Here is a 19706-nt window from a genome sequence, read left to right on the forward strand (position 1 = left end):
ACGTTACGCTGCCCGGCATGGCCAGACGGGGCTGGGGAGGATCGATCGCCACCGCGGTCGGCGTCGCTGCCGGCACGGGCGCGGCCCAACTGGGCTTCGGTTACGGGCTGGGCGTCATCGACTGGGCTCCGGCGGACGCCACCGCCGGCACGACCGCCTGGGTGGCCGGCCTGATCTGGGCCAGCTGGATCGCGGCCACCTCGACCGTGGCCGGCGCGGTGTGCGCGCAGCGGCTGCGCGACCGCGCGCCGACGCCCCACGCCGGGCCCGGTGACACCACCGTCGCCGAGCCCGACGACCGGACCGCCAACGCGCCGCGGCCAGTGGCCGACGACACGACCGCGACCGGGTCGGGCGACGGCGTCCTCCGGCACGTCGCGCTCGCAGTGGCCGCCGGGCTGGGCGCGCTGGTGACCGTGCTGCTGGTGGCCGTGCCGGCGCGGACGGCGGTGGCGGCCGACACCGACTCGCCCCGGAACGTCGCGGCCGTGTACGCGGCGGTCGGCGTCCTGGTCGGGGTGCTGACGGCCGTCTGGGCGCTGCGCTCACGGGCCGCCGCGAACAACGTGATCGCCACCGTGGGCTGGCTCTGGCTGCTCGCCGGGGTCGCGGTGGTCGACGGGGTGCTGGCCGGACGCGGGCTGACCAGCGCCCAGCTCGGCATCTGGCAGCTCAGCGCCGACGATGGGCAGTTCTGGATCCGGGACCACCTCTACTGGCCCGGGGCGCTGCTGTCGCTCGGTTCCGCGCTGCTGATCGGCGCCCTGGCCGCCCGGGGCGGGGCCCGCCACGCCGACCGCCGGGTCGGGGCGGCCGCCTCCGGCGCGGCCGGCCCGCTGCTCGTCGCGACCGCGTACTTCCTTGCGGTGCCGCGGCTGACCGCGATCAGTCCGGAGCAGCTGTCGGCGCACCTGATCGCGCCGTACGCGGTGATCGTCGGGGTCGGCGGTTCCGTCCTGGTCGCCGCGCTCGCCCAGCGGGCCGCCCGCCGCGCCGCGTCCCACGGCTCGGTGCGGGTGCCCCGGCAGCGCACCGGCGAGCCGGCCGACCTCCCCGGCGACCCGTCGCCGGCGGGGCAGCACGACGCGGCCGAAACGGACACCGGCGCCACCTCCACGGTCCCTGACCCGGCCGGACCGGACACCGGCGCCATCACCCCGACCTCCGACCCGGCCGGGGAACCGGACGCCGGTGGCGCCACGCCGGCCCGCGCCGCCGTCCGGGCCGGTGCCCGGACGGCGGCCGCCACCGGGAGACCGTCGAGGTCCCGGAAGCCGGCGGCCGACGCCGGCAGCCCGCCTACCGGGTCGGGACCGGCGGGGCCGGGACCGGCCGGGGCTGCGGGACGGCCGGCGGCAGCGGGGCCGGGGGGAACGGGATCCGCCGGGGCCCCGGCCCGGGTGGCGGCGCCGGTCGGCGATCCCGCCGCGCCCCCGCCCGGGGAAGCTCCGACGACCGTGTCCGGGGACGGTCCGACGACGGTGCCCGGGGACGGTCCGGCGTCGGCGTCCGTCCCCGGCGGGCAGGCGGCCACGGACGCCGATCCGGAGCAGCCGCCGCCCGGCGGTCGCCGGCCCCGGTCCGGCCGCCGCACCCGCTGATCGCGCTCGCCGGCCGGACGCCGCTCGACCATCGCCTGCGGGTTTGTTCCGTCCGCAGGCGCCGTGGTGCCGTTCCGCCTCCGGTCAGCACGGGGCCGTTCCGTCCGCAGGCGCCGTGTGCCGTTGCGCTCCCCGGGCAGTGCGGGCCGTTGCGCCCGCGCTGCCCGCCCTTCGACACGCTGCCTTGTGGCTCCGCGCCGCACGCGAGGGCCGGCCCGCGACTCCCGCCCGGGGTCGAGGGGTCAGTCGACCGGCCAGGTGTGCACGGGCTCGTTGGTGCGTTGCAGCTCCGCGTAGCGCTGCAGCATGTGGTGCAGGGCGGCGTCCCGGTCCATGCCCCGGTGCCGCTCGGCCGACCAGACGGCCTCCGTCTGCCAGACCGCGCCGTTACGGCCGGTACGGCAGCGCTGCTCGATGATGCCGAGCAGTCGGTCGCGTTCGGCCGGGGCCACCCCGAACCGGTCGAGGCCGGCGGCGGCCCTGGGCAGCAGGACGTCGAGGACCAGCTTGGTCACCGGCACCTCGCCGAGGCGGGGCCAGTGCAGGACGGCATCCATGCCGCGACGGGCGGCGGCGTGGAAGTTCTCCTCGGCCGAGCTGAAGGTGAGCTGGCTCCAGATGGGCCGGTCGGCCTCGGCCAGCCCCCGGGCCAGGCCGAAGTAGAAGGCGGCGTTGGCCAGCATGTCGACCACGGTCGGGCCGGCCGGCAGCACGCGATTCTCCACCCTCAGGTGCGGGCGGCCGTTCATGATGTCGTAGACCGGCCGGTTCCACCGGTAGACGGTGCCGTTGTGCAGGCGCAGCTCGCCCAGTTCCGGTACGCCGCCGGCGTGCAGCACCTCGACCGGGTCCTCGTCCTCGCAGATCGGCAGCAGCGGCGGGAAGTAGCGGACGTTCTCCTCGAACAGGTCGAAGATCGAGGTGATCCAGCGTTCCCCGAACCAGACCCGGGGGCGTACGCCCTGTGCCTTGAGCTCGTCCGGCCTGGTGTCGGTGGCCTGCCCGAACAGCGCGATCCGGGTCTCCGCCCAGAGCTGCCGGCCGTACAGGAAGGGCGAGTTCGCGCCGACGGCCACCTGCACCCCGGCGATGGCCTGGGAGGCGTTCCAGTAGTCGGCGAAGCTGTCGGGGGCGACCTGGAGGTGGAACTGGAGGCTGGTGCAGGCGGCCTCGGGGGCGATCGAGTCGGTGTGGGTCTGCAACCGCTCGACGCCCCGGATGTCGAGCTCGATGTCCTCGCCGCGGGCGCCGACGATCTGGTCGTTGAGCACCCGGTAGCGCTCGTTGGTGGAGAGGTTGTCCACCACCAGGTGCCGCTCGGTGAGCGTCGGCAGGATGCCGACCAGGACGATCTTCGCGTCCGACCTGGCGGCCCGCTCGTCGGCCCGGGCGAGGCTGCCGCGCAGGTCCCGCTCGTAGTCGGCGAAGCCCGTCCCCTCGATCAGCCGGGGCGGAGCGTTCAGCTCCAGGTTGAACTGCCCCAGCTCGGTCTGGAAGCTCGGGTCGGCGATGTCGGCGAGGATCTGGTCGTTGCGCATCGCCGGCTCGGCGGCGGAGTCGACCAGGTTCAGCTCGATCTCCAGACCGGTCATCGGCCGGTCGGCGTCGAAGCCGAAGTCGTCGAGCATCAGGGCGAAGACGTCCAGGCACCGCCGGACCTTCTGCCGGTAGCGGACCCGGTCCTCCCGGGAGAAGGCGCCCTGCTCGACGTCCCTGCCCATGTTTCCTCCCGGCGCGAGGCGCAGTCGGGACCTACCGCCCGGAAAGCGCGTGGTGAACCATTCAGGTTAGGAGCGTCGCCCGCGCCCGGACCAGAGGCGGGACCCGGCTATCCATCGACCGGGACGACCCGCGGCCGGGCCGGCCGACGCTCTCGGCGGCATCACTACCCAGGTCGTACCGCCCGCCACGCGGACCGAGCCGCGAATAAGTCGTGACAAATCGCACCGTCCGACCCCGGACGCGCGCCGGGCCCGCGCCGTGGTGCGGCGCGGGCCCGGGACGCGGTACGGAGAAGGTCAGGCCTGGCGGACGGCCTCGCCCTCGATCTCGATCTTGATCTTCTTGCCGACCAGCACGCCGCCGGTCTCCAGCGCGACGTTCCAGGTCAGGCCGAACTCCTCGCGGTCGATCTCGGCGGTGGCGGAGAAGCCGAAGATGTCCTGGCCGAACGGGCTGCGGCCGACGCCCTCGAACTCGACCTCGAGGTCGACCGGGCGGGTGACGCCCTTGACGGTCAGCTCGCCGGAGAGGACGAACTCGTTGCCGTCGCGGGACTTGACGCCGGTGCTGCGGTACTCCAGCGTGGGGAAGGTCTCGGCGTCCAGGAACTCGGGGCTGCGCAGGTGCCCGTCCCGGTCCGCCTGGCTGGTGTCGATGCTGGCGGCCTGGATGGTCGCGGTCACCGAGGACTGCATCGGGTCCTCGGCGACGACGATGGTGGCGGAGGCGTCCGCGAACTCACCGCGTACCTTGCTGACCATCATGTGCCGGGCGACGAAGCCGACGCGCTTGTGCGCCGCGTCCAGCAGGTAGGTGCCGGCGGTGGGGATGGTGAGGCCTTCCCAGTCGCGGGTAACCGCTTCGGTGCTGCTGGTCATGGAACTGCCCTCCGTGGAAGTTTGGTTTAGTAGCCCAACGACTGCTTGAGCAACTATAGAACGCACAATATTCCCTGTGTCAAGGACTGCTAGGATGAACAGGTGGATCAGAACGTGTTCGACGACCCCCGGATCACCGCTGTCGGCCTCCTCTTCGAGGCCCACGCCGGGCTGTCGGCCCGGTTCGCCGCCCAGTTCGAGGAGCACGGCCTCTCCACGGTCGAGTTCGAGGTGTTGACCCGGCTCGCCCGCTCGCCCGGCAACCAACTTCGGATGACCGACCTGGCCGCGCAGACCTCCCTCTCCACGAGCGGGGTCACCCGGGTCGTCGACCGGATGGAGCGCGACGGCCTGCTGACCCGTCGCGCCTGCCCCTCCGACCGACGCAGCTCGTACGCGGTCGTCACGGCCGCCGGCCTGCAACGGCTCGACGAGACGTTGCCCGGGCACCTGCGGATCATCGAGGAGTGGTTCACCGGCCAGCTCGAGCCGGAGGCGCTGGACGCCCTGCTCGACGGCCTGCGGCGGGTGCGGGACGCGGTCCACCCGGGCGCCACCGCCGGCAGCGCGGCGAACCCGACCGCCGACCCGGCGACCACCCCGGCCTGACCGCCGCCGCAGGCCCCGGAATCCCGCACCGCCGCGCCGCCCGGACAGCCGCACCCGCACCGCCGCGCCGCCCGGACAGCCGCACCCGCACCGCCCGCCGCCCGGACAGCCGCACCCGCACCGCCACGTCGCACGGGGTGACGCCCGCCGCGCGGCACACCGGAGCCGGTGATCGCCGAGACGGCCAGGCACCAGAGCGCCGGCACGGGTGACGCGCGCCGTCGCGCCCCGGCACCCTCGGAGCACGATCGGGTACCGGGTGGACGGATCACCCGGGAGCCGGCAAGATCGATTCCCGGAGCCGGATCGTCCACTGTGCAGCGACGGCGGCTCCCCCCATCCGCCGTCGGCGGGAATCCCGGGCGGCGGATGCGATCGCATCAACAGGAAGCGGGAAAATGGGACTTCCGTACATCAACAGCCGCCGTTGGCGGGCGCTCGGCCTGCTCGCCGCCACCGCGGCGGTCACCGCCGTCGGCGCACCGGCGGTGGCGGCACCTGTCACCGGCGAGATCCGGCTGGCCGGCGCCCCCGACGCGGTGCCGGGAAGCTACATCGTGGTGCTCAGGGACTCCGCGTTCGGCGCCGCCGACGCCGGTGACCGGAAGCGGATGGTGGCCGACAGGGCGCGCGAGCTGGTACGCGGTCACGCCGGCACCGTGGGCCGGACCTACTCGGCCGGGCTGACCGGGTTCGAGACGAAGCTGTCGGAGGCGGCGGCCCGACGCCTGGCGGCCGACCCCTCGGTGGCGTACGTCGAGCAGAACCAGCGGGGCGTCGGGACGGGCGGGACGCAGGCCGGCCCCCCGTCGTGGGGGCTGGACCGGATCGACGAGCCGTCCCGCCCGGCCGACGGGGTCTACACCTATCCCAACAAGGCCGGCACGGTGCACGCGTACGTCATCGACAGCGGCATCCGGACCACGCACGCCGACTTCGGCGGCCGGGCGAGCAGCGGCTTCGACGCGGTGGACGGCACCGGAACCGACTGTCAGGGGCACGGCACGCACGTGGCGGGCACGGTCGGCGGCAAGACCTACGGGGTCGCCAAGAGCGTCCGGCTCGTCTCGGTACGGGTGCTCAACTGCGACAACACCACCACGACGGCCGACACGCTCGCCGGGGTGGACTGGGTGACCGCCAACGCGGTCAAGCCCGCGGTGGCGAACATGAGCATCGGTTTCCGCAGCGGCAGCACCACCGTGGACGCCGCCGTCGCCCGCTCGATCGCCTCGGGCGTGACGTACGCGGTCTCCGGCGGCAACGCCACCACCGACGCCTGCGCGCAGTCGCCGGCCCGCGTGCCGGAGGCGATCACGGTCGGCGCCACCACCAGCACCGACGCCCGCGCCGCCTTCTCCAACTACGGCACCTGCCTGGACCTGTTCGCGCCCGGGAACGCCATCGTCTCGGCCGGCCGCGCCAGCGACACGGCCAGCGCCACCATGAACGGCACCTCGATGGCCGCCCCGCACGTCGCCGGCGCGGCGGCCCTGATCCTCGCGGAGAACCCCACGTTCACGCCGGCCCAGGTGCGCAGCCGCCTGGTCGCCGGGGCCACCTCCGGGGTGGTGACCAGCGCCGGCACCGGCTCACCGAACCTGCTGCTGCGGGTCGACGGGGCGCTGCGCAACCCGTACACCCCGGTCGAGGCGTGCGGCAGCGGCTACCGGGTGCTCGCCTCCCGGCCGCTGGCCACCAGCGCCGGCAGCCTCCGGGGCCGGGTCTACCTGCTCCACAACAGCAGCAACGCGAACCACTGCGTGGTCACCATGAAGGCCACGTCGCTGGGCACCGCGACCGAGGTCGCGGCGTACCTGGAGGTGCAGGGCTCCGCGCGGCGCACCGACAGCGGCGCGTTCTCCTACTACGCCGGGCCGGTGCGGGCCGCGGCCGGCGGCAAGTGCATCAAGTGGGGCGGGTCGACCAGCGGAATCGCCTACGACAGCCCGTTCGAACGCTGCGCCTGACCTGCTGGAACGGTGGACCGCCCGGCCCGTCACGGCCGGGCGGTCCGCGTCGCCCACGCTCGGAGCACCGGCAGAAAGAGCGGCAGAACTGCCGCGCCCACGGGGAGATAGTCGATCAAACCGGACGGAGGCACGAGCGGGCGGTGGCTAGTCTTCCGGCAGTGGGGACGCACCGGGGGGTGACGGCGCGGGCGACGAGCGAGGGGTAGCAAGAGGGGATCGTCGCCCGCGCCACCCCCGGCACGCTCAGCGAGACACCCACTCCCGCCCCTGGCACGGCCAGCCGGGCACCCACGCGCCCGGAGCGCTCACCCGCTCCCGTCCCCGGCGCGACCAGCGGTCCGTTCCGGCGCGCGACTGCCGCTGATCCGGGCCGTCGTCAGGACGTGGAGCAACTCCTCCTCGCTCGGCAGCAACCGGATGCCGCTGCGCAGGCGGAACCGGTCGAGCCGGTCCAGGACGGCGGGGTCGGCCGTGCTGGCGGCCAGCCCCACCAGCGCCTCCACCACGTCGCGCCGATCCTGCCCCTCGGCGCCGGCCTCGGCGGCAGCGGCGAACCACTCCGCCGCCAGTTCGCGATCGCCCCGGTGCAGGGCCAGGTTCCCCTCGATCAGGGCGCAGATGCCGTCGCCGGGCGCCGACTGCCAGCGGGCACCCTGGGGCCACCCGTCCTCCCCCGAAGGCGGCGACGGCGGGTCGGGCCGCAGCTCGGCCAGCACCCCGGCCGCCTCGGCGGACCGTCCGTCCCGCGCCAGCGCCAGGCCGACCGTGCCGAGCACCCGCCGCCGGTGACCGGGGTCGCCGAGGTCCGTCAGCGCCGCCAGCACCCGGCGGCCCTGCTCGACGGCTTCGGCGTACCGGCCCTCCAGGCGGGACACCTCCGCGAGGTTGGCACGGGCGAGCAGCCGCAGCCGCTGCTCCCCGCACTGCGCGGCGAGCCGGTCGACCGCGGCCAGGCGGCGACGGGCGGCCACCAGGTCGCCGACCCTGATGTCGTGCCAGGCGAGGTTGTTCTGCGCCACCGCCATGTCCCGGATCCGGCCGCTCCGGCTGGCCAGCGCGAGCACCGCCTCGGCCTGCTCCCGCGCCTCGCCGTGCTCACCGAGGGCGACCAGCAGGCCGCAGAGCACGGCACGGGCCTCCAACTCGCCCGCGACGTCGCCGGCTTCCCGGAACGCGGCCAGCGCCGCCCGCGCCGCCGGCACCTCCTCGGCCCCGGCGCCGTGCTCGGCGGCGAGCCGCGCCACCCCCAGGGACGCCCAGGCCCGCAGCACCGGGTCGGCGTCGGCGGTACGCGGGTCGGCCAGCAGCCGGCGCAGCCACTGCCGCCCGGGAACGTCCCGCCCCCGGAACCGCCACCACCGGGACAGCGAGGCCGCCAACAGCAGCGCGGTCGACGGGTCGTCGACGGCTGCGTGCGCCAGCGCCGAGCTGATGTCGCCGCTCACCTCGTCGAGGCGGTGCACCGCGGCCGGCAGGTTGGCGCCGACCAGCTCCGTCGCGGTCCGCGCCACCAGGCCGGCGACGACGCGGGCGTGCCGGCGACGGATCGCGGTCAGCTCGCCGGCGCCGGTCGCCTGCTCGACGGCGAAGTCCCGTACGGCGTCGAGCAGGCGGAACCGGAACGGACCGGTGCCGCGCACGCTCAGCAGGCCCAGCTCCAGGAGCCGGTCCAGCAGCGGGACCGGGTCCACCACGACCGTGCCGTCCCGGTCGGCGTCGTCGGCGAGCATCTCCTCGGCCAGCTCCACCGACCAGCGGTTGCCGAACGCGGCGAGCCGGCGCAGCGCGGCCCGCTCGTCGGGGGCGAGAAGGCGGTAGCTGGTGGCCACCGCGTCCCGCAGCGTCTCGGCCACCGCCGCGCGGGAAGCCTCCGGACGGCCCGGGTCGGTCGTGTCCCAACCCGGGCGCTCGGCCGCCCCCGACGAGGTGTCCAGATCGAGGACGCGATCTCCGTACCGGTCGAGCAGCTCGTTGAGGTCGAGGATCCGGCCCCGGGCCGCGATCAGCTCGATGGCCAGCGGCAGCCCGCCCAGGCGGCGTACCAACGCGGTCAGGGCGGGCAGCTCGGCCGGGCCGGGCGGCTCCCGGCGGACCTGGGCGAGCCGGGCGGTGAAGAGCGCGACCGCGGGGTGGTCGGCGGGCCCCGACGGGCCGGCCAGCCCGCTTCCCGGCGGTGGCACGTCGAGCGGGCAGACCGGCCAGACCCGCTCCCCGGGCAGGCCGACCGGGTGCCGACCGGTGACCAGGACCCGCAGCGACGGCACCGCTCCGGCCAGGCGGCGCACCGTGTCGGCGACCGCGTCGGGCGCCCGCTCGGCCGCGTCGACGAGCAGCAGCGCCGGCCGGCCGGCCAGCCGCACGGCCAGCTCGGGCAGCCGGGCGACGCCGAAGACGGCCACCGAGGCCGCGAGCACGTCGGCGGCGTCGGAGCCCTCGCCGACGAGCACGCCGACGACCCCGCCGGGGTGCCGGCCGGCGACCGCGTGGGCCACCGAGAGGGCCAGCGCGGTCTTGCCGACGCCGGCCAACCCGACCAGGCTCACCAGCCGGGGGCCGCGCCCGTCGGTGAGCAGCCCGGCCAGCTCGGCCAGGTCGGGATCCCGGCCGATCAGCGCGACCGGGGGCGGGAGCGCGATGGGCGTACCGACGTGGTGGTCGGCGTCGAGCGGGGCCGGCGGCCCGCCGGCCGGGGCGACCGGCGCGGCGGCCGGGACCGACCCCCGGGCGGCGGCGAGGAACGCCGACCGGGCCGCCCCGGTCAGGCCCAGCGCGCCGGCGAGCAGCTCGACGGTGGTGCGCTGGGGCCGGGACGACCGACCCCGCTCCAGGTCGCGGACGGTCCGGACGCCGACGCCGGCCCGCGACGCCAGCTCGGCCTGGGTGAGGCCGGCGGCGAGCCGGTGCCCGCGCAACAGCTCCGGCAAGCCGGTACGACCGCCCGGATGCCGCGAACGATCATGATCCGGAGTCATGGGCAGGAAGAGTACGGAAGGGGTGCGACCGACGGCAGTCGAGCGTCGCCCTGCCGACGGTGGGTGCGGATATCCGACAGCGGCCCCGCCCGGGACCCGGGCGACCGCCCCGCCCGGGACCCGGACGACGGATCCGGGACGACGGATCCGGGACGACGGATCCGGAGGAAGGTGGCGCGGACGGCGACGCGGGGCCGGGACCGGGTCCGGCGGCGGGATCGGTTGCCCGACGCCACCGGACCGACGCCGTCACATGCCCAGGTCGCGCGCGATGATCATGCGCTGCACCTCGGAGGTGCCCTCGCCGATCTCCAGGATCTTGGAGTCGCGCCAGAAGCGGGCCACCGGGTACTCGTTCATGAAGCCGTAGCCGCCGTGGATCTGGGTCGCCTCGCGGGCGTTGTCCACCGCGATGGTGCTGGCGTGCAGCTTGGCGATGGCGGCCTGCCGCTTGAACGGCTCGCCGGCGAGCATCCGCGCGGCGGCGTCGTAGTAGGCCAGTCGGGCGGTGTGCGCCTTCATCTCCATGTCGGCGATCTTGAACTGGATCGCCTGGTAGCTGCCGATCGGCTGACCGAACGCCTGGCGGTCCTTCGCGTATCTGATCGACTCGTCGACGCAGCCCTGGGCCAGGCCGACGGCGAGCGCGGCGATGGCGATCCGGCCCTCGTCGAGGATGCGCAGGAACTGGGCGAAGCCCCGGCCGCGCTCGCCGAGCAGGTTGGCCGCCGGCACCCGGCAGTCGTCGAAGGTCAGCTCGTGGGTGTCCGAGGCGTTCCAGCCGACCTTGGAGTAGCCCGGCGCGACGGTGAAGCCCGGCGTGCCGGAGGGCACGATGATGGTGGACAGCTCCTTGGTGCCGTCCGGGCGGGTGCCGGTGACCGCCGTGACGGTGACCAGCGCGGTGATGTCGGTGCCGGAGTTGGTGATGAACGCCTTCGAGCCGTTGATCACCCACTCGCCCGTGGACTCGTCGAGCACGGCGCGGGTCTGGGTGCCGCCGGCGTCCGAGCCGGTGCCCGGCTCGGTCAGCCCGAAGCCGGCCAGCGCCTCGCCGCTGAGCAGCTTGGGCAGCCACTGCGCCTTCTGCTCCTCGGTGCCGAAGCGGTAGATCGGCATCGCGCCCAGCGAAACCGCCGCCTCCAGGGTGATCGCCACGCTGGAGTCGACCCGGGCCAGCTCCTCCAGCGCCAGGCAGAGCGCGAAGTAGTCGCCGCCCATGCCGCCGTGCTCCTCGGCGAAGGGCAGGCCGAACAGGCCCATCTTGCCCATCTGCCGGATCACCTCGTACGGGAAGGTGTGCTTCTCGTAGTGCTCCGCGATGACCGGGGCGACCACCTCGCGCGCGAACTCGCGCACGCTCTCCCGGAGCGCCTCTTGCTCCTCGGTGAGCCGGAAGTCCATGGAATCCTCCTGTGTGGATGGGCCGCCGGGCGCTCGTGACGCCGGAAACGGACGGGTCGCTGGTGCGCGGTGCGGGCCCGGGCCGGCCGGGTGGGCCGGCGGCGGGATCAGACCGGGGTGACGCCGTGCCGGCGCCGGGAGAAGTGCCGCTCCTTGGTGCGGGCGGCGGCGAACCGCCGGACCAGCTCGGCGCGCAGCTCGTGCGGCTCGACGATCGCGTCGACCACCAGCTCGCTGGCGAGCCGGACGACGTCGATGTCGCGCTCGTACTCCTCGCGCTTCGCGGTGACGAACGCGGCCCGCTCGGCCTCGTCCTCGATCGCCGCGATCTTGTTCGCGTAGACGGCGTTGACCGCCGCCTCGGCGCCCATCACCGCGATCTTGGCGGTGGGCAGCGCGATGGTGGCGTCCGGCTCGAAGCCCGGGCCCGCCATCGCGTAGAGGCCGGCACCGTACGCCTTGCGGACCACGACGCAGATCTTCGGCACGGTCGCCTCGGAGATCGCGGTGATCATCTTGGCGCCGTGCCGGATGATGCCCTGCTTCTCCACCGCGCTGCCGACCATGAACCCGGGCACGTCGGAGAGGAACAGCAGCGGCACGTTGAACGCGTCGCAGAGCTGCACGAAGCGGGTCGCCTTGTCGGCCGAGTCGACGAAGAGCACGCCGCCCTTGAACATCGAGTTGTTGCCGACCACGCCGACGACCTCGCCGTTCAGCCGGCCGAAGCCGATGGTCAGCTCCTTGGCCCAGAGCGCCTGGATCTCGAAGAAGGAGCCGTCGTCGAGCAGGCCCTTGACGTACCGCCGCATGTCGAACGCCTGCCGCTCGCTCGCCGGCACCAGCGCGGCGAGGTCGGCCTTCTCGGGCGCCGCGACGGCGGGCGCGGCCGGCGGCGTCTGCGTCCAGTTGGTCGGGAGGTAGGACAGGTAGCGCTTCACCACGTCGAGGGCGTCGGCCTCGGTCTTGCAGAGGAAGTGCCCGACACCCGACTCGGCGCAGTGCACCTTGGCCCCGCCCATCGCCTCCAGCGTGGTCTTCTCGCCGGTGACCATCTCGACCATCCGGTCGGAGCCGAGGTACATGCTGGCGTTGCCGTCGACCATCGCGACCACGTCGCAGAACGCCGGAATGTAGGCCCCGCCGGCCGCGCTCGGCCCGAACAGCGCGCAGACCTGCGGGATCGAGCCGGAGGCGCGGACCTGGTTCCAGAAGATCTTGCCGGCGCCGCGGCGGCCGGGGAAGAGGTCGACCTGGTCGGTGATCCGGGCGCCGGCCGAGTCGACCAGGTAGACCATCGGCACGCTCGTCGAGTAGGCCCGCTCGATGATCCTGATGATCTTCTCGACGGTGCGGGCGCCCCAGCTGCCGGCCTTGACCGTGGAGTCGTTCGCCATCAGGCAGACCGGGCGGCCGTCGATGGTCGCGGTGCCGGTGACGACGCCGTCGGCCGGGAGGCCCTCGGCCATCGCGTTGGCGTAGAGGCCGTCCTCGACGAAGGAGCCCTCGTCGACCAGGAGCGCGACCCGCTCCCGGGCGAAGAGCTTGCCCTTGGCGGCGTTCGCCGCGTGGTACTTGTCCGCACCGCCGGCCCGGGCCCGCTTGCGCAGCTGCTCCAGAGCCTCACCGTCGAGCGTCACGCCGACTCCCTCGCCGAACTGGGGCCGGCCGCCTCGTGGGCGGACCGACCGACCTGAACGATCGTTAGGCTAGCGCATCCGCGGGACGGTCGGCGACCCGCGACCCCCCACCCGCCCACCCCGTTCGCGATCTTGCACTTCCGGCCCTCGATCTGCGGCATTGATGCCGTTTGCCGGGGCGGCAACCGCATGATCGCCGAGGGGTGGGCGGGGGCGACGGGGGGCCGTCAGGCGGGGTGGGGGGTGAGGCGGGTGCGGGGGCCGGCGCGGAGGACGCCGGAGGGGAGCTGGCGGCCGACCAGCCGCTCGGCCAGCTCGGCCACCTCGACCAGGGCGTCCAGGTCGATGCCGGTGTCGACGCCCATGTCGTGCAGCATGTGCACCGCCTCCTCGGTGGCCAGGTTCCCGCTGGCCCCCGGCGCGTACGGGCAGCCGCCGAGGCCGCCGACGCTGGCGTCGAACTCGGTGACGCCCAGCTCCAGCGCGGTCAGCATGTTCGCCAGCGCGGTGCCCCGGGTGTTGTGGAAGTGCAGCAGCACCGGGACGTGGGCGTTGCGGTCGCGTACGGCGGTCAGCAGGTCACGGACGCGGCGGGGCGTACCCATCCCCGTGGTGTCGCCGAAGGCCACCCGGTCGGCGCCGTCGCGGACGACCCGGTCCACGATGGCGGCCACCCGGGCCGGGTCGGTGTCCCCCTCGTACGGGCAGCCGAAGCTGGTCGCGATGATCACCTCGGCCTGCGCGCCGGCGCCGTGCAGCAGGTCGATCAGCTCGGCGATGTCGTCGAGCGACTCCTCCGTGGAGCGGTTGACGTTGCGCCGGTTGTGCGTGTCGCTGGCCGAGACCACCACCTCGATCTCGGTGAACCCGGCGGCCAGGGCCCGCTGGGCGCCCCGGGTGTTCGGCACCAGCGCCGAGTAGCGCACGCCGTCGGCCCTGGTGGCCCGCTGCCACACCTCGTCGGCGTCGGCCATCTGCGGGATCGCCTTCGGGTGCACGAACGACACGGCCTCGATCCGCTTCACCCCGGTGCCGGAGAGCGCGTCGAGCAGCCGCACCTTGGCGTCGGTCGGGATCGGCTCCTCGTTCTGGAGCCCGTCGCGCGGCCCGACCTCCCGGATCGACACGAAGCCTGGCAGTTCCGCCATAAGGGGTCACCTCACTGTGACGGTCGTACGTGCTGGTCCTCCCAGCCTCCCATCCGCACGCCGTCCCCCGCGAGGTGGCGTCCCGCACGCGCCCGGGCCACCGAGGACCTGCCGTCGGCGGTGATCGCCGAAAATACCTCGCCCGCCCGTGCAACCGGTCGGCCCGGCGCTGCGCACCTACCGGTGAAGGGAGCGGGATGCGACGCGACGAGGACGAGAAGCGACGCCGGTTCAGCGAGTACTTCGCGGCCCGGCGTGAGCTGGTGCGGCGTACCGCCTACCTGATGTGCGGCGACTGGCACTGGGCCGACGATCTGACGCAGGCCGCATTCATCCGGCTCGCCGAGAACTGGCACCGGATCCGCGATCCGCAGGCGGTGGACGCCTACCTGCGCACGTGCCTGATCCGGGCGTACCTGTCGGAGACCCGGCGGGTGTGGCGACGCCGCGAGCGCACCGTCGCCGAGCCGCCCGACGTGGCCGGCGCCGACGACGACGCCGAGGCGACCGCCCGCCGGGTGGCCTTCGCGCAGGCGCTGAGCCAGGTGCCACCGCGCCAGCGCCTGACCCTGATCTGCCGGTTCTACCAGGGGCTCGACGTGGCCGAGACGGCCGCCGCGCTGAAGTGTTCCGAGGGCACGGTCAAGAGCCAGACGGCACGCGGGCTGGCGACGCTCCGCCAACTTCTCGGCGACGCCGTTCCCAGCCTCGCCAGTGCCATGGAGGGAAGGACATGACCGGGCTGCGTGAACTTTTCGAGGATGCAGCGGAATCGCCGGCGCGGCCGGGCCGACTGACGGCGGACGAACTGTACGACGCCGGCCGTCGCCGGCACCGCCGGCGACGCGCCGCGACGACCGTCGCCGGGGCCGCCGTCCTCACCCTGGTCACCGTCGCCGCCGTGAACCTGCCGGCGGCGGCGCCTCCGCCGGTCGCCGGCCCGCCGGTCGCCGGCCCGGCCACCCCGACCGGGAATCCCGAGCCGGCGTACGGAAGCCGGATCCGGTGGGCCGGTGCCGCCGACCGGCACCACCTCTACCTCGCGCTGTCGAACTGCGCCGACGAACCGTGCCAGAAGCAGACCGCCGCCGTGGTCCGCTCCACCGACGGCGGCCGTACCTGGAGCGACCGGGGCACGCCGGTCGCCCTCGACGCGCTGACGGTCGTCGGCCCCGACACCCTGATCACGACCGCACCCGACGCGCGGTCCGCCGCCGAACCGGCCCTGCTGGCCAGCCTCGACGGCGGTCGCACCTGGGCCGCCGCCCCGTTCACCGGCACGGCCGAAGCCGTCCCGGACGGCGGCGTGGCCATCTGCTGGTCCGCTCGGGCCGACCAGCCGTGCGTCCTGTACGCGGTGGACCCGACGACCGGCGGGGTGGGGGCGCTGGCCTCGCAGCCGCCGACGAACAGGCGGACCGACGAGCTACGGATCGAGGAGTCGGCGGGTCGGCTCCGGGTCGCGGGCACCGACCCGACGACCCGCAAGCCCGCCGTCTCGACGAGCGCCGACGCCGGCCGCACCTGGTCCACGCACGTCTTCGCCGACGCGCCGGCCTGCCCGGGGCAGACGTGCGAGCCGCCGTCGCTGGCCGTGACCGGGACGACGGCCTACGCGGTGGTCTCCGGCGACGGCGTACGGACCGTCTACCGGGCCGACGGCACGCGCTGGCAGCGACTCACCACCGCCGGCCTGCCGGACGGACTGGCCGGAACCGGCTCCTTCGTGACCGCCGACGGCACCCACGTACTCACCCAACTGCTGAACGGGAGGGACGGCGACGTGCGCCGCTACTGGGCGCGGGACGGCGGCGCGTACCGGGCCGCCGAACTCGACGGCCTGCCGAAGAGCGCCGAAGCCGTCCGCCGCGCGCCGGACGGCTGGTTCTACGCCCCCGACCGCGCCAGCGGCACCCTGTACGGCTCCACCGACGGCTGGCGCTGGTCGCCGGTGACCCACCGCTAGCAGCGCACCCCCGTAGAGGGCGATCGGCGATCAGTCGCGCCCTGTCCACCTCCGAAAAGATGGGAAATATCGTGATCCGCTCCAGGACACCTCGCCACCTACGCTCCTGGTTCGTCGGCCTCGGCGCCACCACGTTGGTCGTCGCGCTCGCCGCCTGTGGCGCCGAGGACCAGCCACCGGCCGTCGCCACCGCCGGCGGTCAGGGCGTCCAGCCGTCTGCGTCGGCCGCCTCGGGCGTCGTGGCCCAGTACGTGGAGGCGCAGCGTCAGTGGGTCACCTGCCTGCGCGAGCGGGGCTTCCAAATGCCGGACCCGGACGCCCAGGGCCGGGTCGACCTGCGGGCGCCCGGAAGCCCGAAGAAGGGTGACCCGAAGTGGGCGGAAGCCCAGAAGGCCTGCGTGAAGTACCAGGTGCCGGTTCCGGAGGAACTGGAGGAGAAGCCGCCGGCGCTGACGGCGGAGGAGATCGGGCACCGGCGGGCGTACGCCGGCTGCATGCGCGAGAACGGGGTCGCGGACTTCCCCGACCCGGGCCCCGACGGCCACTGGCCCCAGGACGACCGCAAGGACGGCGGCCCCGCCGTCAGCGAGCAGCAGGCGGCCGCCCAGTACCGGGCCGGCCAGATCTGCGAGCCGGTGCTCACCGGCCAACCGCCGACCACGCCCGACCCGAACGCCACCGGCCGCGGATGAGCGAACCGATGGAGCCGACCGAGATGAGCCGCCGTCGACCACGACGGCGGCTCCGGGCCGCGGCCGGCGCCGGTCTGGTGCTGGCGACGCTCGCGCTGGCCGGCGCAGCGACCCTCGGCCTGGGCGGTCGCGGCGACACCCCGCCGCCGGCCCGCACCAAACCCTCCGCGACCGCCCCGATCACCCGGCAGACCCTGGTCCGGTCCGTGGCGCTGGCCGGCGAACTCGGGTACGGCACGGCCACCCCGCTCGCCTCGCTGGCCGCCGGCACGGTGACCTGGCTGCCCGAGACGGGGGCCACGGTGCGGCGCGGCGAGGCCCTGCTGCGCGCCGACGAGCAACCGGTGGTGCTGCTGTACGGCGCCCTGCCGATGTACCGGCCGCTGGCCACGGACGTGCGGGGCTCGGACGTGCGGCAGTTCGAGCGCAATCTCGCCGCCCTCGGCTACCGCGGGTTCACCGTCGACGACACCTTCTCCGCGAGCACCGCCGACGCGGTCCGGCGCTGGCAGAAAGACCTGGGCACACCGGAGACCGGCACGGTGGACCGGGAGCGGGTGATCTACGCTCCCGGCGCGCTCCGCGTCTCCCGGCGACTGGTGCCCGTCGGCGCGAGCGCGACCAGCACCGTGCTGGCGTACACCGGGAGCACCCGGGTCGTGACGGTGTCCGCCGGCGCCGGCGAGGCGACCTGGGCGAAGAGGGGCACCAAGGTCAGCGTGACCCTGCCGACCGGCGTCTCGGTCGCCGGAAAGGTCACGACGGTGGCCGCGCCGGCCGCGCCGCAGAACGGACAGGGACCGGCCGACTCGGAGCGGCCCGGCACCGGCTCGGCCACCGTCGAGGTCACCATCGCCGTCGCCGACCAGCGGGCGCTGGGCGGGCTGAGCGACGCGCCGGTCGACGTCCGGTATGTCGCGCAGCAGCGCGAGCAGGTGCTCACCGTGCCGGTCGACGCGCTGCTCGCTCTCGCGGAAGGCGGCTACGGCGTCGAGGTCACCGGCCCCGACGGAACCCGCGTCCTGCCGGTACGGGCGGGGCTGTTCGCCGAGGGACGGGTCGAGGTGCAGGGCGACGGACTGGCCGAAGGGCTGCTGGTGGGGGTGCCCGGATGAGCGGGTACGTCATCGAGCTGGCGGGTGTCTCCCGGACGTACCCGGGCGGGGTGGCGGCGCTGCGCGGGGTCGACCTGCGCATCGGGTACGGCGAGCTGGTCGCCGTCGTCGGTCCGTCCGGCTCCGGCAAGTCGACCATGCTGCACCTCATCGGCACGTTGGACCGGCCGTCGTCCGGCTCGGTACGGATCGACCGGAACGACGTCTCGGCCCTCTCCGACCGGGAGCTGTCCGCTCTGCGCGGCACCCGGATCGGGTTCGTGTTCCAGCAGTTCCACCTGGCTGCCGGGATGCCGGTGCTGGACAACGTGGCCGACGGGCTGCTCTACGCGGGCGTACCGCTGCGGCGGCGTCGGCGGCGCGCCGAGGCCGCGTTGCGGCGGGTCGGTCTCGGCCACCGGCTCGACCACCGGCCGCACGAGTTGTCCGGCGGCGAGCGGCAGCGGGTGGCGATCGCCCGGGCGGTGGTGGGCGAACCGGCGGTGCTGCTCGCCGACGAGCCGACCGGCAACCTGGACTCCGCCTCCGGCGCGTCGGTGCTGGCGCTGCTGCGCGGCCTGCACGGGCAGGGCACCACCGTCGTGGTCATCACCCACGACCGGCAGCTCGCCGCCGGCCTGCCGCGCCAGGTCGTGCTGCGGGACGGTCAGGTCGTGCACGATTCGGCCCGGACACCGGCGGCGACGGCGTGACCGGGCGCTCCGGCGGGGCGCCGTCCGGAACCACCCCGCCGGCACCGGGTGGGCCCGGGAGGCTGCGTCCGGGACGGCTCTCCCTCGCCGACGTCGCGCGGGTGGGTTCCGTCGGTCTGCGGACCCACCCGCTCCGGGTCGCGCTCACCGCCCTGGGCGTCACGATCGGCATCGCCGCGATGCTGGCCGTGGTGGGCATCTCCACCTCCAGCCGGGCCGAGTTGGACCGGACCCTGGACCGGCTCGGCACCAACCTGCTCACCGTGGCGCCGGGGAAGACCCTGGCCGGGGACAAGGCGGTCCTGCCCGAGCAGGCGGTGGGGATGATCGCCCGGATCGGGCCGGTGGAGTCGGTCGGCGCCACCGGCGCCGTGGACCGGGCCGTCTACCGCACCGACCGGGTCCCACCCGGCCAGACCGGCAGCATCGCGGTGCTCGCCGCCCAGCCGGAACTGCTCGGCACGGTCGGCGCGACCGTCAGCTCCGGTTCCTGGTTCACCGCCGCGACGGCGGAGTATCCGACGGTCGTCCTGGGCGCCACCGCGGCGCGGCGCCTCGACGTGCCGAGGGTCGGGCTCCGCGTGTGGCTGGGCGGCGAGTGGTTCACCGTGGTCGGCGTGCTCGCGCCCGTGCCGCTGGCCGAGGAACTCGACTCGGCCGCGTTGGTGGGGTGGCCGGCCGCCCGGACCTACCTCCAGTTCGACGGCCGGCCGACCCGCGTCTACGTCCGCACGGCGGAGAGCCACGTCGAGGCGGTCGGCGCGGTGCTGGGGCGGAACGCCAACCCGTCGGCGCCGGAGGAGGTGGTCGTGTCCCGCCCCTCGGACGCGCTGGCTGCCCGGCAGGCCACCGACACCGCGCTCAACGGGCTGCTGCTCGGCCTCGGCGCCGTCGCACTCCTCGTCGGTGGCGTCGGCATCGCCAACACGATGGTGATCTCCGTCCTGCAACGCCGGGCGGAGGTGGGGCTGCGGCGGGCGCTGGGTGCCACCCGGGGCCAGATCCGCGTCCAGTTCCTCGCCGAGGCGCTGCTGCTCTCCGGCCTCGGCGGCGTCGGCGGCACCCTGCTGGGGACGGCGATCACCGCGCTGTACGCGTACAGCCAGCAGTGGCCCACGGTGGTGCCGGCCTGGGCGATGGCCGGCGGCCTGGGCGCGACGGTGCTGGTCGGCACGGCCGCCGGCCTCTACCCGGCGATCCGCGCCAGCCGCCTCCCACCCACCACGGCCCTGGCCGGCCCCTGACCGGTCGGGGAGTGCGGGAGTGCGTCGGCCGTGAGGTTGGCGGTGTCGGG

15 protein-coding genes are annotated in these 19706 nt (G+C 74.9%); 9 read left to right on the forward strand and 6 right to left on the reverse strand.

Annotated elements, in window-relative coordinates; translation table 11 throughout:
- Positions 1–17 precede the first annotated feature (17 nt).
- Complete coding sequence (locus tag GA0070606_RS34020; protein ID WP_091100270.1) at positions 18–1601, forward strand: hypothetical protein; 1584 nt, start codon at positions 18–20, stop codon at positions 1599–1601.
- A gap of 242 nt (positions 1602–1843) precedes the next feature.
- Here GA0070606_RS34020 and GA0070606_RS15825 read toward each other — a convergent pair whose 3' ends face one another.
- Complete coding sequence (locus GA0070606_RS15825; RefSeq protein WP_091100273.1) at positions 1844–3322, reverse strand: glutamate-cysteine ligase family protein; 1479 nt, start codon at positions 3320–3322, stop codon at positions 1844–1846.
- A 297-nt stretch (positions 3323–3619) separates the two neighbouring features.
- The gene (locus GA0070606_RS15830) at positions 3620–4201 is read right to left on the reverse strand and encodes a YceI family protein (protein ID WP_091100276.1); all 582 of its coding nucleotides are present in this window, start codon (positions 4199–4201) and stop codon (positions 3620–3622) included.
- A gap of 102 nt (positions 4202–4303) precedes the next feature.
- Here GA0070606_RS15830 and GA0070606_RS15835 point away from each other — a divergent pair, with 102 nt between their 5' ends.
- Both GA0070606_RS15835 and GA0070606_RS15840 read left to right on the forward strand, forming a co-directional pair.
- A complete protein-coding gene (locus GA0070606_RS15835) occupies positions 4304–4810 on the forward strand; it encodes a MarR family winged helix-turn-helix transcriptional regulator (RefSeq protein WP_091100279.1) in 507 nt (168 codons plus the stop codon).
- 398 nt (positions 4811–5208) lie between these two features.
- Complete coding sequence (locus GA0070606_RS15840) at positions 5209–6780, forward strand: S8 family peptidase (protein WP_091100284.1); 1572 nt, start codon at positions 5209–5211, stop codon at positions 6778–6780.
- Positions 6781–7088: 308 nt separating this feature from the next.
- Here the strand turns inward: GA0070606_RS15840 and GA0070606_RS15845 are convergent, their stop codons facing one another.
- From GA0070606_RS15845 to GA0070606_RS15860, 4 genes are all read right to left on the reverse strand, one after another.
- A complete protein-coding gene (locus GA0070606_RS15845) occupies positions 7089–9755 on the reverse strand; it encodes an ATP-binding protein (RefSeq protein ID WP_091100288.1) in 2667 nt (888 codons plus the stop codon).
- Between the two features lie 249 nt (positions 9756–10004).
- The gene (locus GA0070606_RS15850; RefSeq protein ID WP_091100291.1) at positions 10005–11159 is read right to left on the reverse strand and encodes an acyl-CoA dehydrogenase family protein; all 1155 of its coding nucleotides are present in this window, start codon (positions 11157–11159) and stop codon (positions 10005–10007) included.
- Between the two features lie 107 nt (positions 11160–11266).
- Positions 11267–12799, reverse strand: coding sequence for an acyl-CoA carboxylase subunit beta (locus GA0070606_RS15855; RefSeq protein WP_091100294.1), 1533 nt, complete (start codon positions 12797–12799; stop codon positions 11267–11269).
- Positions 12800–13026: 227 nt separating this feature from the next.
- Complete coding sequence (locus GA0070606_RS15860; RefSeq protein WP_091100297.1) at positions 13027–13947, reverse strand: hydroxymethylglutaryl-CoA lyase; 921 nt, start codon at positions 13945–13947, stop codon at positions 13027–13029.
- Between the two features lie 197 nt (positions 13948–14144).
- On the opposite strand from GA0070606_RS15860, the gene GA0070606_RS15865 reads away from it, so the two are divergent.
- From GA0070606_RS15865 to GA0070606_RS15890, 6 genes are all read left to right on the forward strand, one after another.
- Positions 14145–14684, forward strand: a complete 540-nt coding sequence (locus GA0070606_RS15865; RefSeq protein WP_091100300.1) for a SigE family RNA polymerase sigma factor — start codon at positions 14145–14147, stop codon at positions 14682–14684.
- A complete protein-coding gene (locus GA0070606_RS15870) occupies positions 14681–15913 on the forward strand; it encodes a sialidase family protein (RefSeq protein ID WP_091100303.1) in 1233 nt (410 codons plus the stop codon). Before GA0070606_RS15865 ends, GA0070606_RS15870 begins: the two co-directional genes overlap by 4 nt.
- 71 nt (positions 15914–15984) lie before the next feature.
- Positions 15985–16605 carry a hypothetical protein gene (locus tag GA0070606_RS15875; protein WP_141721703.1) on the forward strand — a complete coding sequence of 207 codons (621 nt, stop codon included), beginning with the start codon at positions 15985–15987 and terminating at the stop codon, positions 16603–16605.
- Positions 16602–17720 (forward strand): peptidoglycan-binding protein, encoded by a 1119-nt coding sequence (locus GA0070606_RS15880; protein ID WP_245724701.1) that lies wholly within the window; start codon positions 16602–16604, stop codon positions 17718–17720. Before GA0070606_RS15875 ends, GA0070606_RS15880 begins: the two co-directional genes overlap by 4 nt.
- Positions 17717–18412, forward strand: coding sequence for an ABC transporter ATP-binding protein (locus GA0070606_RS15885; RefSeq protein ID WP_091100310.1), 696 nt, complete (start codon positions 17717–17719; stop codon positions 18410–18412). The genes GA0070606_RS15880 and GA0070606_RS15885 overlap by 4 nt, the downstream gene beginning before the upstream one ends.
- Positions 18413–18513: 101 nt before the next feature.
- On the forward strand, positions 18514–19656 hold the full coding sequence (locus GA0070606_RS15890) for an ABC transporter permease (RefSeq protein WP_245724702.1): 1143 nt from the start codon (positions 18514–18516) through the stop codon (positions 19654–19656).
- The last annotated feature ends 50 nt before the right edge of the window (positions 19657–19706 follow it).

Origin of the sequence: Micromonospora citrea (assembly GCF_900090315.1) — a bacterium.
Lineage (GTDB): Bacteria > Actinomycetota > Actinomycetes > Mycobacteriales > Micromonosporaceae > Micromonospora > Micromonospora citrea.